General features: G+C 75.3%; 1 protein-coding gene and 1 pseudogene. Both read right to left on the bottom strand.

Going from position 1 to position 19,562, the window contains the following annotated elements; all coding sequences use genetic code 11:
- Window positions 1-6: 6 nt before the first annotated feature.
- Window positions 7-14,433: pseudogene (locus Phou_RS53340) on the bottom strand (amino acid adenylation domain-containing protein); the annotation flags it as partial.
- A complete protein-coding gene (locus tag Phou_RS32590) occupies window positions 14,430-19,529 on the bottom strand; it encodes a non-ribosomal peptide synthetase (protein ID WP_173063289.1) in 5,100 nt (1,699 codons plus the stop codon). The gene Phou_RS32590 and the pseudogene Phou_RS53340, both read right to left, overlap by 4 nt.
- Between the last annotated feature and the right edge of the window lie 33 nt (window positions 19,530-19,562).

Raw genomic sequence — 19,562 nt, 5'->3', positions numbered from 1 at the left:
CACGGTGGTCAGCAGGACCGGCGCGCCGGCGTCGGCGAGCATGAACGCGAGGCGGTCGGCCGGGTAGCCGGGGTCGAGGGGCAGGTAGACGCCGCCGGCCTTGTGCACGGCGAGCATCGCGGCGACCTGCTCCACCGACCGCTCCGCGCAGACGCCGACCAGGACCTCGGGGCCCACGCCCAGGTCGCGCAGGTGGTGCGCGAGGCGGTTGGCCCGCGCGTTGAGCTCGCCGTAGCTGACGTGCGCGCCCTCGCGGGTGACGGCCGTGGCCGACGGCCGCGCGGCGGCCCGTGCCTCGAAGGCGTCGTGCGCCAGGCGGTGCGGCACCGGCGTGACCGGACCGTCCGCCCAGCCCAGGACCGTCTCGCGCTCGCCCGGCGGCAGGTAGGTCTCGCGCGCGTCGCCGTCCGGGTCGGCGACCATCGCCTCCAGCACCCGGCGAAGCATGCCGCCCACCCGCGCCAGCGCGTCCCGGCCGACCGTGCGGGCGTCCGCGACGAGCCGCAGCGCGCCGCTGCTGGCGCCGACGGACAGGCCGAACTCGGTGGTCCCGGGGCCGGCGGGATCCGCTGCGAGGAGCGGAGCGACGAGGCCGGATGGCGCCGGCCGCCCGGGACCTTCAGCGAGCGAAGCGGGCGCGGCCGGCGTGGTGCCGGCGACCTCCCCCGGCACGGCGGCGGGGCGGGCCTCGTGGTAGCCGAAGACGACGTCGATCGGGCGAGGGCCGGCGCCGGCGAGCCGGCGGATGGCGGGCAGCGGGTACCGCCGGTGCGGCGACAGCTCGACCTCGCGGTCGAACACCGCCCGCACCAGGTCCCGCCACGATCCCGCCGCCCGCTCGACGGCGAACGGGAGGACGTTGATGTACATGCCGTGCACCCGCTCCGCGCCCCGCACCTCCGGCCGGGCGTCGCAGACCAGCCCGGTGTAGAAGCGCGGCTCCCGCGTCAGCTGGCTCATCACCTTCAGGTGCGCGGCGTGCAGCACCGACTTCACCGAGACGCCGGCGTCGCGGGCGAAGGCGCGCAGCGGCGCGTCCAGGTCGGCGATGTCCACCGTGGTCCGGTGGCTGCCCGCGCCGGACGGGTCGCCCAGCGCCTGCGGCAGCGTGAGCCCGGGCCGGCCGGTCACCACGCCGTGCCAGTAGTCGCGGTCCTCCGCGGACTCCAGCGCGGCCAGCTCGGCGGCGACGAAGTCGGCGTACCGCACCGGCGGCGCCTCGTCCGGCTCGGCCGCGAGCCCGGCCCGCCGCCGCCGGTACCCGGTCACCAGCTCGCGGAGCAGGGCGTTGAAGTCCCAGCCACCGGTGACCAGATGGCTGACCGAGACGGTGACGGTGTCGCCGTGCGCGGCCACCCGCAGCAGGGGCGCCTCGTCCAGCCGGAACGGCACCCGGTCCCCGGTCGGTCCCTCGTGGACGGTGACCCGTGCCCGCGCGTGCACCAGCTGCAGGGGCACCGAGAAGCCGGACAGGTGCACCGAGGTGCGCAGCGTCTCGTGCCGCTCCACCAGGTCGTCGACCGCGCCCTGGAGCGCCTCGACCGACAGCGGGTGGCCGTCGTCGTCGACGCGGACCGTCTCGACGATGTGGTACAGCGACGGCGCGTCACCCTTGGCGATCTCCACGGCCATCCCGACCTGCGCCTGCGTGGCCGGGTAGGCGTCGGCCAGCCCGTCCGGCAGCGCGGCCCGGTCCTCGGCGCCGATCAGCGCGAAGGGCGCGACGGATCTGGCTCCCTCCTTGTCGTCCTCGGGGGTGGTCATCGACTTGGCGAGCCGGCGCACGGTGCGGTGGGCGAAGATGTCCCGCACGGTGGTCTGCTGCCCGGCGGCGCGCAGCGCGCCGACGAGCGTGACCGCGAGCATCGAGTCGCCGCCGAGGTCGAAGAAGCTGTCGTCGATGCCGACCCGCTCGGCGCCGAGCACCTGCGCCCACACCCACACCATCGCGGCCTCGGCCGCCGAGGTGGGCGGCGCGTACGGCGTCGCGGCGCCCGCCTGCGGGCCCGGTGCGGGCAGCTGCCGGCGGTCGACCTTGCCGTTCGGGTCCAGCGGGACGGCCGGGATCGTCACGTACGCGGACGGGACCATCGCCTCGGGCAGCGCGCCGCGCGCCGCCTCCCGCAGCGCCGCCATGTCCACGGTGGACCCGGCGGCGGGCACGACGTAGCCGACCAGGGCGCGGCGGCCGTCCAGCTCCACGGCGGCGGCGACCGCCTCGGCGACGCCGTCGCAGCCGCGAAGGACCGCCTCGACCTCGCCGAGCTCGATCCGGACGCCGTTGAGCTTGACCTGGGTGTCGATGCGGCCGAGGAAGTCGACCGTTCCGCCGGCGCTGAGTTGGCTGCGCTCGCTCCGCTCGCTGGACGCTCCGGGAAGCCAGGCGGCCGCGTCGCCGGTGCGGTACAGGCGCGCGCCGGGCGGGCCGTACGGGTCCGGCAGGAAGCGCTCGCCGGTCAGCGCGGGCGCGCCGAGATAGCCGCGGGCCAGCGCGGCACCGCCGATGAACAGCTCGCCCCGCACGCCCGGCGCCACCGGCTGCAGGTCGGCGTCGAGGACGCGCAGCACCACGTGGGGGAACGCCGTGCCGATCGGCACCCGGCTCAGCCCGGCCAGCCGATCGGCCGTGACGAGCCAGCTGGTGACGTCGATGGTCGCCTCGGCCGGCCCGTACGTGTTGTGCAGCTCGCACTCCGGCAGCGCGGCCAGGAACGCCCGGGCCACGTCGGCCGGGATCTCCTCGCCGCCGACCGCGACCGAGCGCAGCGACGCGCACCGGTCGAGGCCTTCGCGCAGCAGGGCGGAGAGCATGCTCGGCACCAGCTCCACGGCGGTCACGGACTCGGCGACGATCAGGTCGCGCAGGTACGCGGGGTCGCGGTGCCCGCCCGGCCGGGCGACCACCACGCGGGCGCCGGTGGACAGGCCCGCGTAGACCTCGCCCGGCGAGACGTCGAAGCCGATCGCGGTCTTCTGCAGGATGACCGCGTCCTCGCCGAGCCGGTTGACGTGCGGCGCCGCGTACGCGAGCCGGTTGGCCAGCGCGCCGTGCGGGACGAGCACGCCCTTGGGCCGGCCCGTCGAGCCGGAGGTGTAGATGACGTAGCAGCCGCTGTCCGGGCCGGCGAGCGGCTCCGGGTCGGTCGCCGGCTGGTCGTTCCACGCCTCCGGCTCGTCGAGCCGTATCTCACGTGCGGTGGACGGCGCTCCGTCCACAGTGGTCAGCAGGATCGGCGCCGCGGCGTCGGCCAGCATGTACGCCAGCCGGTCGGCGGGGTAGCCGGGGTCGAGGGGGAGGTACACGCCCCCGGCCTTGTGCACCGCCAGCATCGCGACGATCTGCTCGACCGACCGGTCGGCGCGGACACCGACCAGCACCTCCGGGCCCACACCGAGGCCCCGCAGGTGGTGCGCCAACCGGTTCGCCGACTCGTTCAGTTCGCCATAGCTCATGCTCCTTCCGTCCGAAGTGACCGCGACCGCGGACGGCCGTGCCGCCGCCCGCCTCTGGAACGCCTCGTGTGCCAGCTCCGCGGGTGCCGCGCCGCTGGCGACCGTGCCGAGCACCGCCTCCCGCTCGCCGGCGGGCAGGTACGCCTGCCGCGCGTCGCCGGCCGGGTCGTCGGCCATCGCCTCGAGCACCCGGCGGAACATGCCGCCGACGCGGGCCAGGGCCGCCGGGCCGAACGCCGCCCGGTCGCTGACCAGGTCGATGAAGCCGCCGGCCGCGGTGACCTGGAGGGCGAACTCGGTGCCGCCCTCGCCGGCCACGGCCTCGTAGTCGGCCGACTCCGCGCCGTCCTGCGCCGCGCGCCGGAACTCGGTGAAGTCGAACACCACGTCGATCGGGCGGGAGCCGGCACCGGCCAGGCGGCGCACGGCCGCGAGCGGGTACCGCCGGTGCGGCCACAGCTCGACCTCGCGGTCGAACACCGAGCGCACCAGGTCGCGCCAGGTGCCGGCGCCGCGCTCGTACGCGAACGGCAGGATGTTGATGTACATGCCGTGCACCCGCTCCGCGCCCCGCACCTCCGGCCGGGCGTCACAGACCAGCCCGGTGTAGAAGCGCGACTCCTGCGACAGCTGGCTCATCACCTTCAGGTGCGCGGCGTGCAGGACGGCCTTGGGCGACACCTCGCTCGCCGAGGCGAACGCGCGCAGCCGCTCCTCCAGGTCCTGGTAGCTGACCCGCACCCGCAGCGCCTGCCGGCCGCCGTCCGGCTCGCCCCAGCCCTCCGGCACGGCGAACGCGGGGTACCCGGCGGTGACGTCCCGCCAGTAGCCGGTGTCCACATCGGAGCGCAGGGCCTCCAGCTCGCCGGCGACGAAGTCGGCGTACCGCACCGCGACCGGCTCGGTCGACTCCGGCGGCAGGCCGGCGCAGCGCCGCTCGTACGCGCCGAGCAGCTCGGGCAGCAGCGTGTTGAGGTCCCAGCCGCCGGTCACCAGGTGGCTCACCGCGACGGTCAGCCACCAGCCGCGGTCGTCGCTGACGTGCGCCGCGACCCGGAACAGCGGCGGGGTGTGCTCGACGTCGAACGGCGCGGCCCGCTCCGCGTCGACGAACGCGCGCAGCCGGGCCTCTATGTCACCGTCCAGGGTGGACACCCGGACCCCGGCGGTCGCCTCGGCGTGCACCACCTGCATCGGCACCGAGAAGCCGGTCAGGTGGAACGAGGTGCGCAGCGTCTCGTGCCGGGCGACCACCTCGTCCACGGCGGCGCGCAGGGCGCCGGCGGAGAACGGGCGGCTGCTGTTGACGCGGAACGAGCGCACGATGTGGTACAGCGAGCGGTCCGGGTCCTTCTGGATCTCGACGGCCATGCCGATCTGCGCCTGGACGGCCGGGTACGCGTCGACGGCACCCGCCGGCACCAGCGCCCGGTCGGCGGCGCTGACCAGCGCGAACGGCGCGACGGCCGTGAACGCCGGCGCGGCGGCGGCCGCGTCCTGCGCCTCGATGTGCGCGGCGAGCGCGGCGACCGTGCGGTGCCGGAAGACGTCCTTGACGCCGACCGGGAGCTTCGCCGCGCGCAGCGCGCCGACGAGCACGACGGCCCGCAGCGAGTCGCCGCCGAGGTCGAAGAAGCTGTCCGCGACGCTGACCGACTCCAGCTTGAGCACCTTCGCCCAGATCCCGGCGAGCTGGCGTTGCAGGTCGCCGGCGGGCGCGACGTGCACCCGCTCGTCCGGGACGGCGAGCGCGAGCAGCGCCTTGCGGTCGACCTTGCCGTTGGCGTTGAGCGGGATCGCGTCGACCGGCACGAGGTCGGCCGGGATCATGTACTCGGGCAGGGCGTCGGCGAGCGCGGCGCGCAGGGCGTCCGGCCGCTGACCGGTACCGGTCCAGTAGGCGGCGAGCCGCTTGTCGCCGTTCGCGTCCTCGCGGACCAGCACGGCCGCCTCGTCGACGCCGGGCAGTGCGGCCATGGCGGCCTCGATCTCGCCGAGCTCGATCCGGTAGCCACGGATCTTGATCTGGTGGTCGATCCGGCCGCAGAACTCGACGGCGCCGTCGGGCAGGCGCCGGGCGAGGTCGCCGCTGCGGTACAGGCGGGCGCCGGGCGGGCCGAACGGGTCGGGCACGAACTTCGCGGCGGTCAGCTCGGCCGCGCCGAGGTAGCCGCGGGCCACGCCGGTGCCGCCGACGTACAGCTCGCCGGTCATGCCGACCGGCGCGTGGCTGAGGTTGGCGTCGAGCACGTGCATCGTCATGCCGGGTAGCGCCTTGCCGATCGGGACCACCGGCCGGGTCTGCTCGCCCAGCACGGGGTGGATGCAGGTGCCGACGGACGCCTCGGTCGGGCCGTACTCGTTGATCAGGTTGCCGGGGCCGAGGATGCCCAGCCAGCGGTTGGCGACCGCGGCCGGCAGCGCCTCACCGGCGACGACGACCACCGGGGCGAGGGCGGCGAGCGCCTCGGTGGGCAGGCCGCGGCCGACGATCTCCAGGTGGGCGGGGGTCATCTTGAGGAAGGAGTACGGGCCGGAGGCGGCCAGCGTCGCGCCGAGCTCGGCCAGGTCGAGGTCCTGGTCGACCATGACGACCCGCTGCCCCGCCGCGAGCGGCGCCCACAGGTTCGGCACCTGCAGGTCGAACGCGACCGAGGAGAAGACCGCCGAGCCGCCGGTGCCACGCCCGGCCAGGACGTCCGAGGCCCACCGGATGTGGTTGGCGAGCCCGCGGTGGGTCACCTGCACGCCCTTGGGACGGCCGGTGGAGCCGGAGGTGAAGATGACGTACGCCAGCTCGTCGAGGTCGGTCGCGCGCTCCACCGGGGAGGCGTCGGCGCCGGCGAAGTCGGAGACCAGCAGCGTGTCGACGGTGAACCGGCCGGCGTAGCGGTCGGAGGTGACCGCCCAGGTCACGCCGGCGTCGGCGAGCATGACGGCGAGCCGGCCGGCCGGGTACGACGGGTCGAGCGGCAGGTAGGCCGCGCCCGCCTTCCAGACGCCGAGCAGCGTCACCACGAGGTCGGCGCCGCGGTCCAGCAGCACGCCGACGACCGACCCGGCGCCCACGCCGCGGGAGCGCAGCACACCGGCAACGGCGGCGGCCCGCGCGTCGAGGTCGGCGAAGCTCAGGCCGCCGACCGCCTCGGCGTGCGGGGTCTCGGCCGCCCGGGCCTCGACCTCGTCCAGCACCGAGCGGAGCACCGGCTCGGCCTCGGCCGGCGCCGGCGGCAGCTCGTCCGCGGGCAGGCGGGAGACCCGCGCGTCGCCGTCGAGGTCGGCGACCATCGCCTCCAGCACGGCGCGGTACATGGCGCCGACGCGCACCACGCCCGGGTAGTCGACGGCGTGCGAGCGGGCCAGGATGCTGAGCGTGCCGTCCAACGTGGACACGTGCAGGTCGAACTCGCCGGTCGCCTCGTAGATGGCGTCCTCGACGCCGACCCGCTCGGTGTCGATCTGCTGGAAGTCGAGGTAGTTGAAGAGGATCTCGAGGGGGCGCTTGCCGCCGCCGAGGCGCTGCACGGCGGGGATCGGGTACCGGCGGTGCGGCCACAGCTCCAGCTCGCCGTCGAAGGTCTGCCGGATCAGCTCCCGCCACGTGCCGGCCCGCCGCGCGTCGTGGGTGAACGGCAGCGTGTTCAGGTGCATGCCGTACACCCGGTCGGCGCCGGTCACCTCGGGGCGGCCGTGGCAGACCAGGCCGCTGGTGAAGACGGGCTCGCGGGTGAGCTGGCTCATCACCTTCAGGTGCGCGGCGAGCAGCACGCTCTTCAGCGACGTCTCCGTGCGGGCGGCCAGGTCGCGCAGGCCGTCCATGAGGTCGTGCATGGGCACCCGGGTGCCGCACTGGTACTCGGGCACGGACTCGTCCTCGCCCCAGCCGGCGGGCAGCTCGAAGCGGGGCAGGGCGACGACGCCGCGCCAGTAGTCGCGGTCCTCGGTGGACTCCAGTGCCTCCAGCTCGCCGGCGACGAAGTCGGCGTACCGGACCGGCAGCGGGGCGAACGGGGCCGGCTCGCCGGTGTCCCGGACGGCGCGGTAGTTGTCCAGGATCTCCATCAGCAGCGAGTGGTGGCTCCAGCCTTCGAGGATGCCGTGCGACATCGTGAGGACGAACCACCACGTGCCGTCGTCGCCGACCATCGCGCCGATCCGCATCTGCGGCGCCTGGTCCGGTGCGAAGGGCCGACTCCGCTCGCCGGCCATGTACGCCCGCAGCGCGTCCTCGGTGTGTCCGTCGAGGACGGTGATCTCCACCGGCACGGCGGCGTGGACGAGCTGCATGGGCACCGAGAAGCCGTCGAGGGCGAACGAGGTGCGCAGGATCTCGTGCCGCTCCACGACGGCGCGCACGGCCCGGCGCAGCACGTCCGGTGAGAAGGCGTGGGCGTCGCGGATCGGGAACGCGGAGACGTTGTGGTACGTGCGCCGCTCCTGGTCGGTCATCGTCATGACGAGCATGCCGAGCTGGACCTGGCCGCACGGGTACGCGTCGACGACACCGTCCGGCACGAGCGCGCGGTCGGCCGCGCCGATGAGCGCGAACGGCGCGACGGCCCGGAAGGCCGGCTCGGCGGCGGCGTCCTGCGCCTCGATGTGCGCGGCGAGGGCGGCCACGGTGCGGTGCCGGAAGACGTCCTTGACGCCGACCGCGAAGCCGGCCCCGCGCAGCGCGCCGACCAGCGCGATCGCGCTGATCGAGTGCCCGCCGAGGTCGAAGAAGGAGTCGTGCGCCCCGATCGGGTCGCGCTCGAGGATCCGCGACCAGATGCCGGCGAGCCGCTGCTCCAGCGCGGTGGCGGGCGCGACGTGCACGCGCTCGTCCGGGATCGCGAGCGCGAGCAGCGCCTTGCGGTCGACCTTGCCGTTGGCGTTGAGCGGGATCGCGTCGACCGGTACGAGGTCGGCCGGGATCATGTGCTCGGGCAGCGTGCGGGTGAGCGCGGCGCGCACCTCGTCCGGCCGCCCCGCCGCGCCGGACCAGTAGCCGGCGAGCCGCTTGTCGCCGCCGGCCTCCTCGCGGACCAGTACCGCCGCGTCGCGGACGCCGGGCAGCGCGGACAGCGCGGCCTCGATCTCGCCGAGCTCGATCCGGAAGCCTCTGATCTTGACCTGGTCGTCGACCCGGCCGCAGAACTGCACGGCGCCGTCGGGCAGCCGGTACGCCAGGTCGCCGGTGCGGTACAGGCGGGCGCCGGGCGCGCCGAACGGGTCGGGCACGAACTTGCCGGCGGTCAGCTCCGGCGCGCCGGCGTACCCGCGGGCCACCCCGACACCGCCGACGTACAGCTCGCCGACGACGCCGACCGGTGCCGGCCGCAGCCCGGCGTCGAGCACGAACATCGTCATGCCGGGCAGCGCCCGGCCGATCGGGACGACCGCGGCGGCCTGCTCGCCGTGGATCGGGTGGATGCAGGTGCCGACGGACGCCTCGGTCGGCCCGTACTCGTTGATCAGGTTGCCCGGTCCGAGCACGTCGAGCCAGCGGTTGGCCAGCGTCGCCGGCAGCGCCTCGCCGGCCACGACCACGACCGGTGCCAGCGCGGCGAGCGCCTCGTCCGGCAGCTGCCCGCCGACGATCTCCAGGTGGCCGGGGGTCATCTTCAGGAAGGAGAAGGGGCCGGCGGCGGCGAGCGTGGCACCCAGCTCGGCCAGGTCGAGGTCCTGGTCGACCATGACGACCCGCTGCCCCGCCGCGAGCGGCGCCCACAGGTTCGGCACCTGCAGGTCGAACGCGACCGAGGAGAAGACCGCCGAGCCGCCGGTGCCCCGCCCGGCCAGGGTGCGCGCCGCCCAGCGGATGTGGTTGGCGACGCCCCGGTGGGTCACCTGGACGCCCTTGGGACGGCCGGTCGAACCCGAGGTGAAGATCACGTACGCCAGGGCGTCCAGGTCGGTCGCGGTGGACGGCACCGCGCCGCTCGCGGGTGCGTCCTCGACGCGCAGGATGTCGACGCCCTCGAAGCGGTCGGCGTACCGGGCGGAGGTGACGACGGTGGTGACGCCGCCGTCGGCGAGCATCGGGGCGATCCGGGCGGCGGGGTGGGACGGGTCGATCGGCAGGTACGCCGCGCCCGCCTTCCACGCGCCGAGCAGCGCGGCGACAAGGTCCACGCCGCGGTCGAGCAGCACGCCGACGACGGAGCCGGCGGTGACGCCGCGGTCCCGCAGGGCGGTGGCCACTCCCCGGGCGCGGGCGTCGAGCGCGGCGAAGCTGACGCCGTCGACCGCCTCGGCGGCCGGCGCCTGCGCGACCCGCGCCTCGAACTCGGCGAGCACCGAGCGCTCCACCGGCTCGTCCACCGGGTCGGCGTCGGCGAGCACGACCGGCGCGTCGGCCTCCGGCAGGCAGGCCACGCGGGCGTCGCCGTCCGGGTCCGCGACCATCGCGTCCAGCACGACGCGGTACATGGCGCCCATGCGGGCGAGGTGCTCGGCGGTGACGTGGCGGCGGCTGGCCTGCAGCGTGACGAAGCCGAGCCGGCAGATCACGCCCATCGGAAACTCGGTCGGGCTGTCGTCGATCGAGTCGGCGTAGTCGACCTCGGCGGTGTCGATCTGGTGGAAGTCGTGGTAGCTGAACCGGACGTCGAGCATCCGGGAGCCGTCGCCGATCTCCCGCTGGAGCACCGGCAGCGGGTACCGGCGGTGCGGCCACAGCGACAGCTCGCGGGCGAACGTCTGGCGGATCAGCTCCCGCCACGTCCGCGCCGCGCCGGCGTCGTGCGGCACCGGCATCGTGTTCAGGTGCATGCCGTACACCCGGTCGGCGCCGGCCACCTCGGGCCGGATGTTGCAGACGAGGCCGGTGAAGAAGCGGCGCTCGCGGGTGAGCTGGCTCATCACCTTCAGGTGCGCGGCGAGCAGCACCGACTTGAGCGGCACGCCGGCCGCGCGGGCCAGGCCGCGCAGGTCGGCCTCCAGGTCCTGCAGCGGTACCCAGCGCTCGTGCTGGTCGGCGGCGTCGGCGGTCGGGTCGCCCCACGCCTCGGGCAGCGCGAACCGCTCGTGCCCGGCCAGCGCCTCCTGCCAGTAGGCGCCGTCCACACCGTCCCCTGTGGACTTCAGCTCGGCGGCGACCGCGTCGGCGAAGCGCACCGGCGGCAACGGCCGGGGGTCGACCGGGAGCCCGTCGCGGATGCGGTGGTAGTCGGCGATCACCTCCATGATCAGCGAGTGGTAGCTCCAGCCGTCGAGGATCGGGTGGCACTCGGTGAGCGTCAGCCACCAGCTGCCGTCCGGGTTGACCCGGGCGTGCAGCCGGAACAGCGACGGCTCGGCGAGGTCGAAGAGGTTGCCGCGCTCGCTGGCGATGTACGCGCGCAGCTCGGCCTCCAGCGCGGCCCGCTCGGTGGCCACGGCGCGGTCCATGCCGACCGGCATCTCGGCGGTGGCGTGCACGAGCTGCATCGGCATCGAGTAGCCGTCCAGGTCGAACGACGTGCGCAGCACCTCGTGCCGCTCGACGAGCAGCGCGGCGGCCGCCTTGAACGCGTCGAGGGAGAACTCCCCACGGTCGGGGATCCGGTACGTGGTGACGTTGTGGTAGTGGTTGCGGTCGGTGTCCGCGAGCAGCTCGGCGAGCATGCCGAGCTGGGCCTGCGAGCACGGGTACGCGTCGACGACGCCGGCCGGGACCAGGGCGCGGTCGGCCGCGGAGATGAGCGCGAACGGCGCCACGGACGCGACCGGCCCGGCGGGCGCGGGGCGGCCGGTGAGCCACTGCGCGAGGTGGGCGATCGACCGGTGCTCGAACAGGTCGCGGACCTCGACGTCGAAGCCGGCGGTCCGCAGCGCGCCGGCCAGCCCGACGGCGCGGATCGAGTCGCCGCCGACGTCGAAGAAGCTGTCCTCGACGCTGACCCGGGGAAGGCCCAGCACGTCGGTCCAGACCGCGGCGATCCGTTCCTCCACTGTGGAGCGCGGCGCGACGTACGGCTGGTCGGTGGGGATGACCCCGCGCTCGGGTGAGGGCAGGGCCTTCTTGTCGAGCTTGCCGTTGGTGGTCAGCGGGATCCGGGCCACCGGGACGAACGCCGAGGGGATCATGTAGTCGGGCAGCGTGCGGGCGAGGGCGGCGCGCACCTGTGCCGGGCGCAGCATGGGCGCGCCGTCGGCGAGGACCGAGTAGGCGACGAGCCGCTTGTGGCCGGGCGTGTCCTCGCGGACGACGACCACGACGTCCCGGACGCCGGGCAGCGCGGCCATCGCGGCCTCGATCTCGCCGAGCTCGATGCGGTAGCCGCGGACCTTCACCTGGTCGTCGATCCGGCCGACGAACTCCAGCGAGCCGTCGGGGCGGCGGCGGGCGACGTCGCCGCTGCGGTACAGGCGGGAGCCGGGCGGGCCGAACGGGTCGGGCACGAACCGCTCGGCGGTCAGCTCCGGCCGGCCGAGGTAGCCGCGGGCCACGCCCTGGCCGCCGACGTGGATCTCGCCGGGGACGCCGACCGGCACCGGGTGGCCGGCGGCGTCCAGCAGGTATACGGCGAGGTCGGCGAGGGGGTGGCCGACCGGGCTCGTGTGTGCCCGCTCCAGGTCGGCGTCGACGACGCGGTGGTACGTCACGTGGACGGTCGTCTCCGTGATGCCGTACATGTTCAGCAGCCGGGTGCGGGAAAGGTCGCGGCGGGCCACCCAGGGGGCGAGGTCGCCGTACTCCAGCCGCTCGCCGCCGAAGATGACCGCGCGCAGCGCCAGCCGGTCGATGCGCGGGTCGCCGTCGGCGGCGAGGCGGACCAGGCGGCGGAACGCCGACGGGGTCTGGTTGAGCACGGTGACGCCCTGCGCGACGAGCAGGTCCAGGAACAGCTCGGGCGAGCGGGCGACCTCGGTGGGCACGACGACGAGCCGGCCGCCGTAGAGCAGCGCGCCCCACAGCTCCCAGACGGAGAAGTCGAAGGCGTACGAGTGGAAAAGCGGCCACACGTCGTCCGGTCCGAAGCGGTAGTCGGCCTCGGTGACGCTCATCAGGCGCAGGACGTGGGCGTGGGTGATGCAGACGCCCTTGGGCCTGCCGGTGGAGCCGGAGGTGTAGATGACGTACGCGAGGTTGTCCGGACCGGCACCGGCCTCGGGCGCGGTGGCCGGCGCGGCGGCGACGCGCGCGGCGGTGGCCGGGTCGTCGAGCAGGACGACCGTGCCGCCGTACCCGGCGAACCGCTCGCGGTGCGCGGCGGTGGTGACCACGACGTCGACGCCGGCGTCGGCGAGCATGAAGTCGATCCGCTCGGTGGGCGAGCCGGGGTCCAGGGGCAGGTAGCCGGCGCCGGACGTGAGCACGCCGAGGAGGCTGGGCACGAGCTGGGGGCCGCGGTCGAGGCAGACGGCGACGAGTGCCTCCGGGCCGGCGCCGAGCGCGCGCAGGTGGTGGGCCAGCCGGTTGGCGGCGGCGTCCAGCTCGGCGTAGGTCAGGGTGGTGTCGCCGCAGGTGAGCGCGGCCGCGCCGGGGGTGCGGGCGGCGGCCGCCGCGAACGCGCCGTGCACGGTGCCGGCGACCGGCGCGGCCGGCAGCGCGGGGGCCGGGGTGACGGCGGCGCGCTCGGCAGGGTCGAGGATGTCCAGCTGGGACAGGCGCGCGCGGGGGTCGGCGGCGACGTGGGCGAGCAGGCGGACGTAGTGGTCGGCGAGGCGCTGGACGGTCTCCTCGTCGAAAAGCGCGGTGGCGTACTCGACCTGGCCGCGCAGCAGCCCGTCCTCGCCGTCGACGGCGTGCAGCGTGAGGTCCACCTTGGACGATCGCAGCGGCGGCCAGAGCGGCTCGGCGGACAGGCCGGCCGGCCACTGCGCGGCACCGGCGGCGTCGCCGCGCAGCGTGAACGCCACCTGGTACAGCGGGGTGCGGGACATGTCGCGCTCGGGTTCGAGCTCGTCCACGAGCAGCGCGAACGGCGCGTCGGCGTGGTCGAAGGCGTCCAGCACGGTGGAGCGCAGGTTGTCCAGCAGGTCGATGAACGCCGGGTCGCCGTCCCACCGGCCGCGGATGACGAGGTTGTCGATGCCGTACCCGACCAGCCGCTGCAGCTCGGTGCGGCGGCGCGCGGAGGAGACGCTGCCGACCGGGATGTCGCTGCGCCCGGTGTAGCGGGAGATCAGCGCCTGGAACGCGGCCATGAGCGTCACGAACAGGGTGGTGCCGGCGCCCTGGGCGAGGTCACGCACCGCGGCCGAGAGCTCGGGGCTGAGCGCGAAGGGGAGCGCGGCCCCGCGCCAGTCGCGCACGCGCGGGCGCGGCCGGTCGGCGGGCAGCTCCAGCGGGGTGACGCCGGCGAGCTGGTTACGCCAGTAGTCGACGTGCGGGCGCAGCCCGTCGCCGCGCAGCTGCTCGCGCTGCCAGGCGGCGAAGTCGGCGAAGTGCAGGGCGGGCGGCGCGAGCGGGCTGTCCTGCCCGGCGGCGAACGCGCCGTACAGCACGGCCAGCTCGCCGAGCAGGACCTCGATGGCGGGCGCGTCGCAGGCGATGTGGTGCATGACCGTCACGAACAGGTGCTCGCCGGCGCCGAGGCGCAGCAGGGTGGCCCGGACCGGCCACTCCTCGGCCAGGTCGAAGCCGGTCTCGGTGGTGCCTGCGGTCAGCTCGGCGGCGCGGGCGTCCCGCTCGGCGTCCGGCAGGCCGCGCAGGTCCACTGTGGGCAGCTCGACGTGGCGCGGCGGGTCGATCACCTGGACCGGGGTGGCGCCGGCCAGGGCGTACCGGGTGCGCAGGATCTCGTGGCGGGCCAGGAGCGCGTTCCAGGCGGCGGCGAGCGCGCCGGCGTCCAGCGGGCCGCGCAGCCGCAGCACGGACGGCACCAGGAACTCGGCGCTGGCGGTGTCCATCCGGTTGAGGAACCACATCTGCTGCTGGCCGTACGACAGGGGCAGGTCGCCGGACCGGTCGGCGGTGGGTATCCCGCGGCGCCTGCCGGCGGCCAGGCCGGACAGCCGCCGCTGGAGCAGTTCGTCGCGCAGGGTCGGCTGGTTCGCGGTCGTGGTCATGCCAGCAGCTCCTCGGATCGCATCAGGTCGTGCGTCAGGTCGGCCTCGGACAGCGCGTCCACCTCGGCCCGGATCAGGTCTTCGACGGCGATGGCCAGGGCCTCGACGGTCGGGTGCTCGAACACGAGCCGGATCGACAGGTCCAGCCCGAACTCCTCCTGCAGGCCGGCGGCGAGCCGCGCGGCGAGGATGGAGTGGCCGCCGAGCGCGAAGAAGTTGTGGCGCACCCCGACGGGCACGCCGAGCAGGTCGGTCCAGACCGCGGCGATGCGCTCCTCGACCACGTTGCGCGGCGCGACCGGCTCGTCGGTACCGCCGGTGACGGCCTCGTCGAGCGCGCGCAGCAGGGCGGCGCGGTCGACCTTGCCGTTGGTGTTCAACGCGATCCGCTCGACCGGCACGAACAGGCTCGGGGTCATGAAGTCCGGCAGCCGCCGCGCGCAGTGCGCCGCGAGGTCGGCGGCGGGGTCGCCGCGGTAGAAGGCGACGAGGCGGTCCTGGTGGGCGATGACCACGCATTCGCGGACGCCTGCGTGCTCCTCGACGACCGCCTTGATCTCGCCGGGCTCGATGCGGTACCCGTTGACCTTGACCTGGTCGTCGATCCGCCCGACGTAGTCCATCGTCCCGTCCGCGCGCATGCGGACCAGGTCGCCGGAGCGGTACAGGCGGGACCCGGGCGGGCCGTACGGGTCGGGGACGAACCGCTCGGCGGTCAGGTCGGGGCGGCCGGCGTACCCGGTGGCGAGGCAGGCGCCGCCGATGTGCAGCTCGCCGACCGCGCCGGTGGGCAGCAGCCGCAGCCGGCCGTCGAGCACGCGGACGGTGGTGTTGGCCATCGGCCGGCCGATCGGCACGATCTCCTGGTCCTGCGGCGCCACGACCGGGTACGCGGACATGACCACGGTGGTCTCGGTCGGGCCGTACGTGTTGACGAGCCCGCCCGGTCCGAGCAGCTCCAGCCACCGGTTGGCGAGGCGGCGGGGCAGGATCGCGCCGGCCGTCCACAGTAGACCGGCCAGCTCCGCGGCCTGCCCGGCGTCGAGCTGCTCGGTGATCAGCTCCAGGTGGGCCGGGGTGAGGATGAACCGGTCGAACGGCCCCGCCTCGGCCAGCAGCCGGCCGAGGTCGGCGACGTCGAGGTCCTGCGGCAGCAGCGTCACCGGGCGGCCGGCGACCAGCGCGCTCCAGATGTTCGCGATGGAGAGGTCGAAGGCCACGGTGGAGAACAGCGGTGAGCCGCCGCCGGTGGGCCGGCCACCGCGGTCGCCGAGCGCCTCGGTCTCGGCCGCGCAGGCCAGGAAGTTGGCGACCGCGCGGTGGCTGAGCAGCACGCCCTTGGGGCGGCCGGTCGAGCCGGAGGTGAACAGCGCGTACGCCACCTCCTCCGGGTCGGTGTCCCGTGGCGGCCGGGCGCTCGACTCCGCGTTGATCATCCAGCGGTGGGTGTCGACCATCAGCGTCGGTACGCCGAACCGGTCGGCGTAGGCGGCGCGGGTGATGGCGAGCGCCGCGCCGGCGGTGCCGAGCATGTGCGCGATCCGGTCGGCCGGGTACGACGGGTCGAAGGGCAGGCAGGCGGCGCCGGCCTTCCACGTGCCGAGGAGCGCGGCGACGAGGTCGACGCCGCGGTCGAGCAGGATGCCCACCGTCGCGCCGCGGCCGACGCCGGCCCGTCGCAGGTGGTGCGCGAAGCGGTTGGCCCGGTCGTCGAGCTCGGCGAACGTGGTCTCGCGGCCGCCCTGGCGGATCGCGACGGCGCCCGGCGTGCGCTCGCGCTGCGCCTCGAAGAGGTCGCACGCGGTGGCGGCGGCGCGGGCCACGTCGGGGCCGTTCCAGTCGCGCAGCAGGCGGCGGCGCTCGCCGGGAGGGATCAGGTCCAGCTCCGCCAGGCGGGTGCCGGGGCGGCTCGCGGCGTCGGTGAGCAGCCGGACGAAGTGGTCGGTCAGCCGGCGCGCGGTGCCGGGGTCGAAGAGCGCGGTGGCGTACTCCAGGGCGCCGGCCAGGGAGCCGTCGGGCCTCGGCCACAGGTGCAGGCTGAGGTCGGTCTTGGCGATCCGGGCGGCCTCGCGCAGGGCGTCGAGCGCCTCGGCGTCGTCGCTCGCCCCGCCGGTCATCGCGCTCTCCTGGAGGTTGAACATGACCTGGTAGAGCGGGGTGCGGGACAGGTCGCGGGCGCCGCCGAGGTCCTCGACGAGGCGCTCGAACGGCAAATCCTGGTGCGCGTAGGCGGCCCGGGCCCGCTCGCGCACCGCGGCGACGGCGCGCTCGAAGGGCAGCTCGGGGTCGAGCGTGCAGCGCAGCACGACGGGGTTGAGGAAGACGCCGGCGATGTGCTCGGTGCCGGGCGGCCGGTGGCCGCTGGCCGGGGCGCCGACGGCGAGGTCCCACTGTCCACTGTGGCGGGCGACGACCGTGGCGAACCCGGCCAGCAGGGTCATGAACGGGGTGGCCGAGTGCCGGCGGCCGACCTCGGCGAGCGCGGCGACCACCGCGGCGGGCACGGTGAACGGCACGTGCGCGCCGGCGGGGTCGCGTTCGGCGGGGCGCGGGCGGTCCAGGGGCAGCTCCAGCTCGGGGAGGCCGGCCAGGGTCTCGCGCCAGAAGCCCAGCTCGCGCTCGACCGTGTCGGGGGTGAGCTGCTCGTGCTGCCAGGCGGCGTAGTCCGCGTACTGCGCGGTCAGCTCGGGCAGGGCGGCGGGGCGCCCCTCGGCGAGTGCCGCGCACAGCTCGCGCACGTCGCGCTCCAGGACGACCGAGGTGGCGGCGTCCGAGGCGATGTGGTGCAGGGTGAGCAGCAGCAGGTGGTCGCGGCCCGGCTCGGTCACCAGGCTCGCCCTCCACAGTGGACCGCTGGACAGGTCGAAGCCCTGCCGCATCTGCGCGGCGACGAGCGCGGTCAGCGGCTGCGCGCGGCCGTCGTGCACGGGCAGCTCGACCCAGCCGGGCGGCACCACGCGCTGGCGCGGCTCGCCGTTGTCGACGAGGTACCGGGTGCGCAGCGGCTCGTGCCGCTCCTCCAGCATCGCCAGCGCCCGGCGCACCGTCTCCGGGTCCAGGGCCGCGGGCAGGCGGAACAGCAGCGGCACCACCCACTCGTGGCTGCCGGGTGAGAACTGGTCGAGCAGCCACAGCCGGCGCTGGGCGTACGAGAGGGGCAGCGTGCCGGTGCGCGGCAGCCGGGTGACCGGCGGGTGCTCGGTGACGGTCTCGCCGAAGAGCAGGCGGGCCTGGTCGGCGACGGTGGGCGCGGCGAGCAGGTCGCGCAGCGGCAGCTTGACGCCGGACACCGCGGCGAGCCGGCCACCGAGCCGGATGGTGACCAGCGAGGAGCCGCCGAGCTGGAAGAAGTTGTCGTGCACGCCGACCCGCTCGACGCCGAGCAGGTCCTGCCAGACGCCGGCGACGGTCCGCTCGGCCTCGGTGCGCGGCGCCACGTAGCCGGGTGCCTCGACGGTGGTCTCGATCGGCGGCAGCGCGGAGCGGTCCACCTTGCCGCTGGGGGTGAGCGGAAACTCCTCGACCGGCACGAACACCGCCGGCACGAGCGCCTCCGGCAGCCGGTCGGTGAGGAAGTCGCGCAGCTCGACGGCGGTGAGGTGGCGGCGGCCGGTCAGGTACGCGGCGAGGCGCTTGCGGCCGGCCGGGTCGGCGAACCCGACGACCGCCACGCCGCGCACGTCGGGGTGGGCGGCGAGCGCGGCCTCGACCTCGGCCGGCTCGATCCGTACCCCATTGATCTTGAGCTGGTTGTCCACCCGGCCGACGAACTCCAGCGTGTGGTCGGGCCGCCAGCGCACCTGGTCGCCGGTGTGGTAAAGCCGGTCGCCGCCGGCGCCGAACTCGTCCGGCACGAAGCGCTCGGCGGTCAGGTCGGGCCGGCCGAGGTAGCCGCGACCGAGGCCGACCCCGCCGACGTACAGCTCGCCGACGACGCCGATCGGCACCGGCATCCGGTCCTCGTCGAGCACCTGGACGCGCAGGTTGGGCAGCGGCCGGCCGATCGGCACCGGCCCGGTGAGCTGCGCCGGGTCCACCGGGTGCGCGGTCACGTCGATCGCGCACTCGGTCGGTCCGTACGTGTTCCAGATCCGCACGCCCGGCGACGCCGCGAGCATGCGCTGGCACAGCTCGCCGAACAGCGGCTCGCCGGCGGAGAAGATGAGCCGCAGCGAGTCGCAGTGCACCCAGTCCGGCTCCTCGACCAGCAGCGAGAACACCGACGGCACGCCCTGCAGCACGGTGACGTCGTGCGCCCGGATCGCGGCCACCATGGCGGCCGGGTCGCGCTCGGCGCCGTCCGGCGCGAGCACGACGGTGCCACCGGACACGAGCGGGGCGAAGAACTCCCAGCAGGCCGCGTCGAAGCTGAGCGCCGTCTTCTGCAGCACCCGGTCGGTCGCGGACAGGCCGTGCTCCAGCACCGCCCAGGCCACCCGGTTGCCGATCCCCTCGTGGGTCACCACGACGCCCTTCGGCCGCCCCGTCGAGCCGGAGGTGTAGATGGCGTACGCGGGGCTGGTCGGGTCGATCGCCACGCACGGCGCGGTACCGGGCCGCGCGGCGACCGCCCACCGGTCGGCGTCGAGGCGCACCACGTGGGCGACGCCTTCCGCGGCTGTGCCGGTCGCGCTCGCTGAGCGCCCCGGGAAGCCGGCGCCATCCGGACTCGTCGCTTCGCTCCTCGGACCGGATCCCGCCGGCCCCGGGGCGGAGTCGATCCGGTCGGAGCGGGTCAGCAGCACCCTGGCCCCGGTGTCGGCGAGGATCCACCGGCGCCGGTCGGCGGGGTGGGCGCGGTCCAGCGGTACGTAGGCGCCGCCCGCCCGCCACACGGCCAGCAGCGCGACCACCAGGTCGACGCCGCGGCCGAGGTCGACGCCGACCAGCGACTCCGGGCCGACGCCGAGCGCGACCAGGTGGTGCGCCAGCTGGTTGGCCCGCAGGTCGAGCGCGGCGTAGTCGAGCCGGTCGTCGCCGGACACGACGGCGGTGGCGTGCGGGGTCAGCGCGGCCTGCCAGGAGACGACCTCGGGCAGGACGACCGGGCCGACCGCGCTCGCCACGGCCGGGCCGGTGGGCAGAACGGTGCTCATGGGACGCTCCTCAAGGGAATCGGGGTGGTGGCC

Source organism: Phytohabitans houttuyneae (genome assembly GCF_011764425.1).
GTDB lineage: Bacteria > Actinomycetota > Actinomycetes > Mycobacteriales > Micromonosporaceae > Phytohabitans > Phytohabitans houttuyneae.
This window is presented reverse-complemented; position numbering and strand designations above follow the sequence as displayed.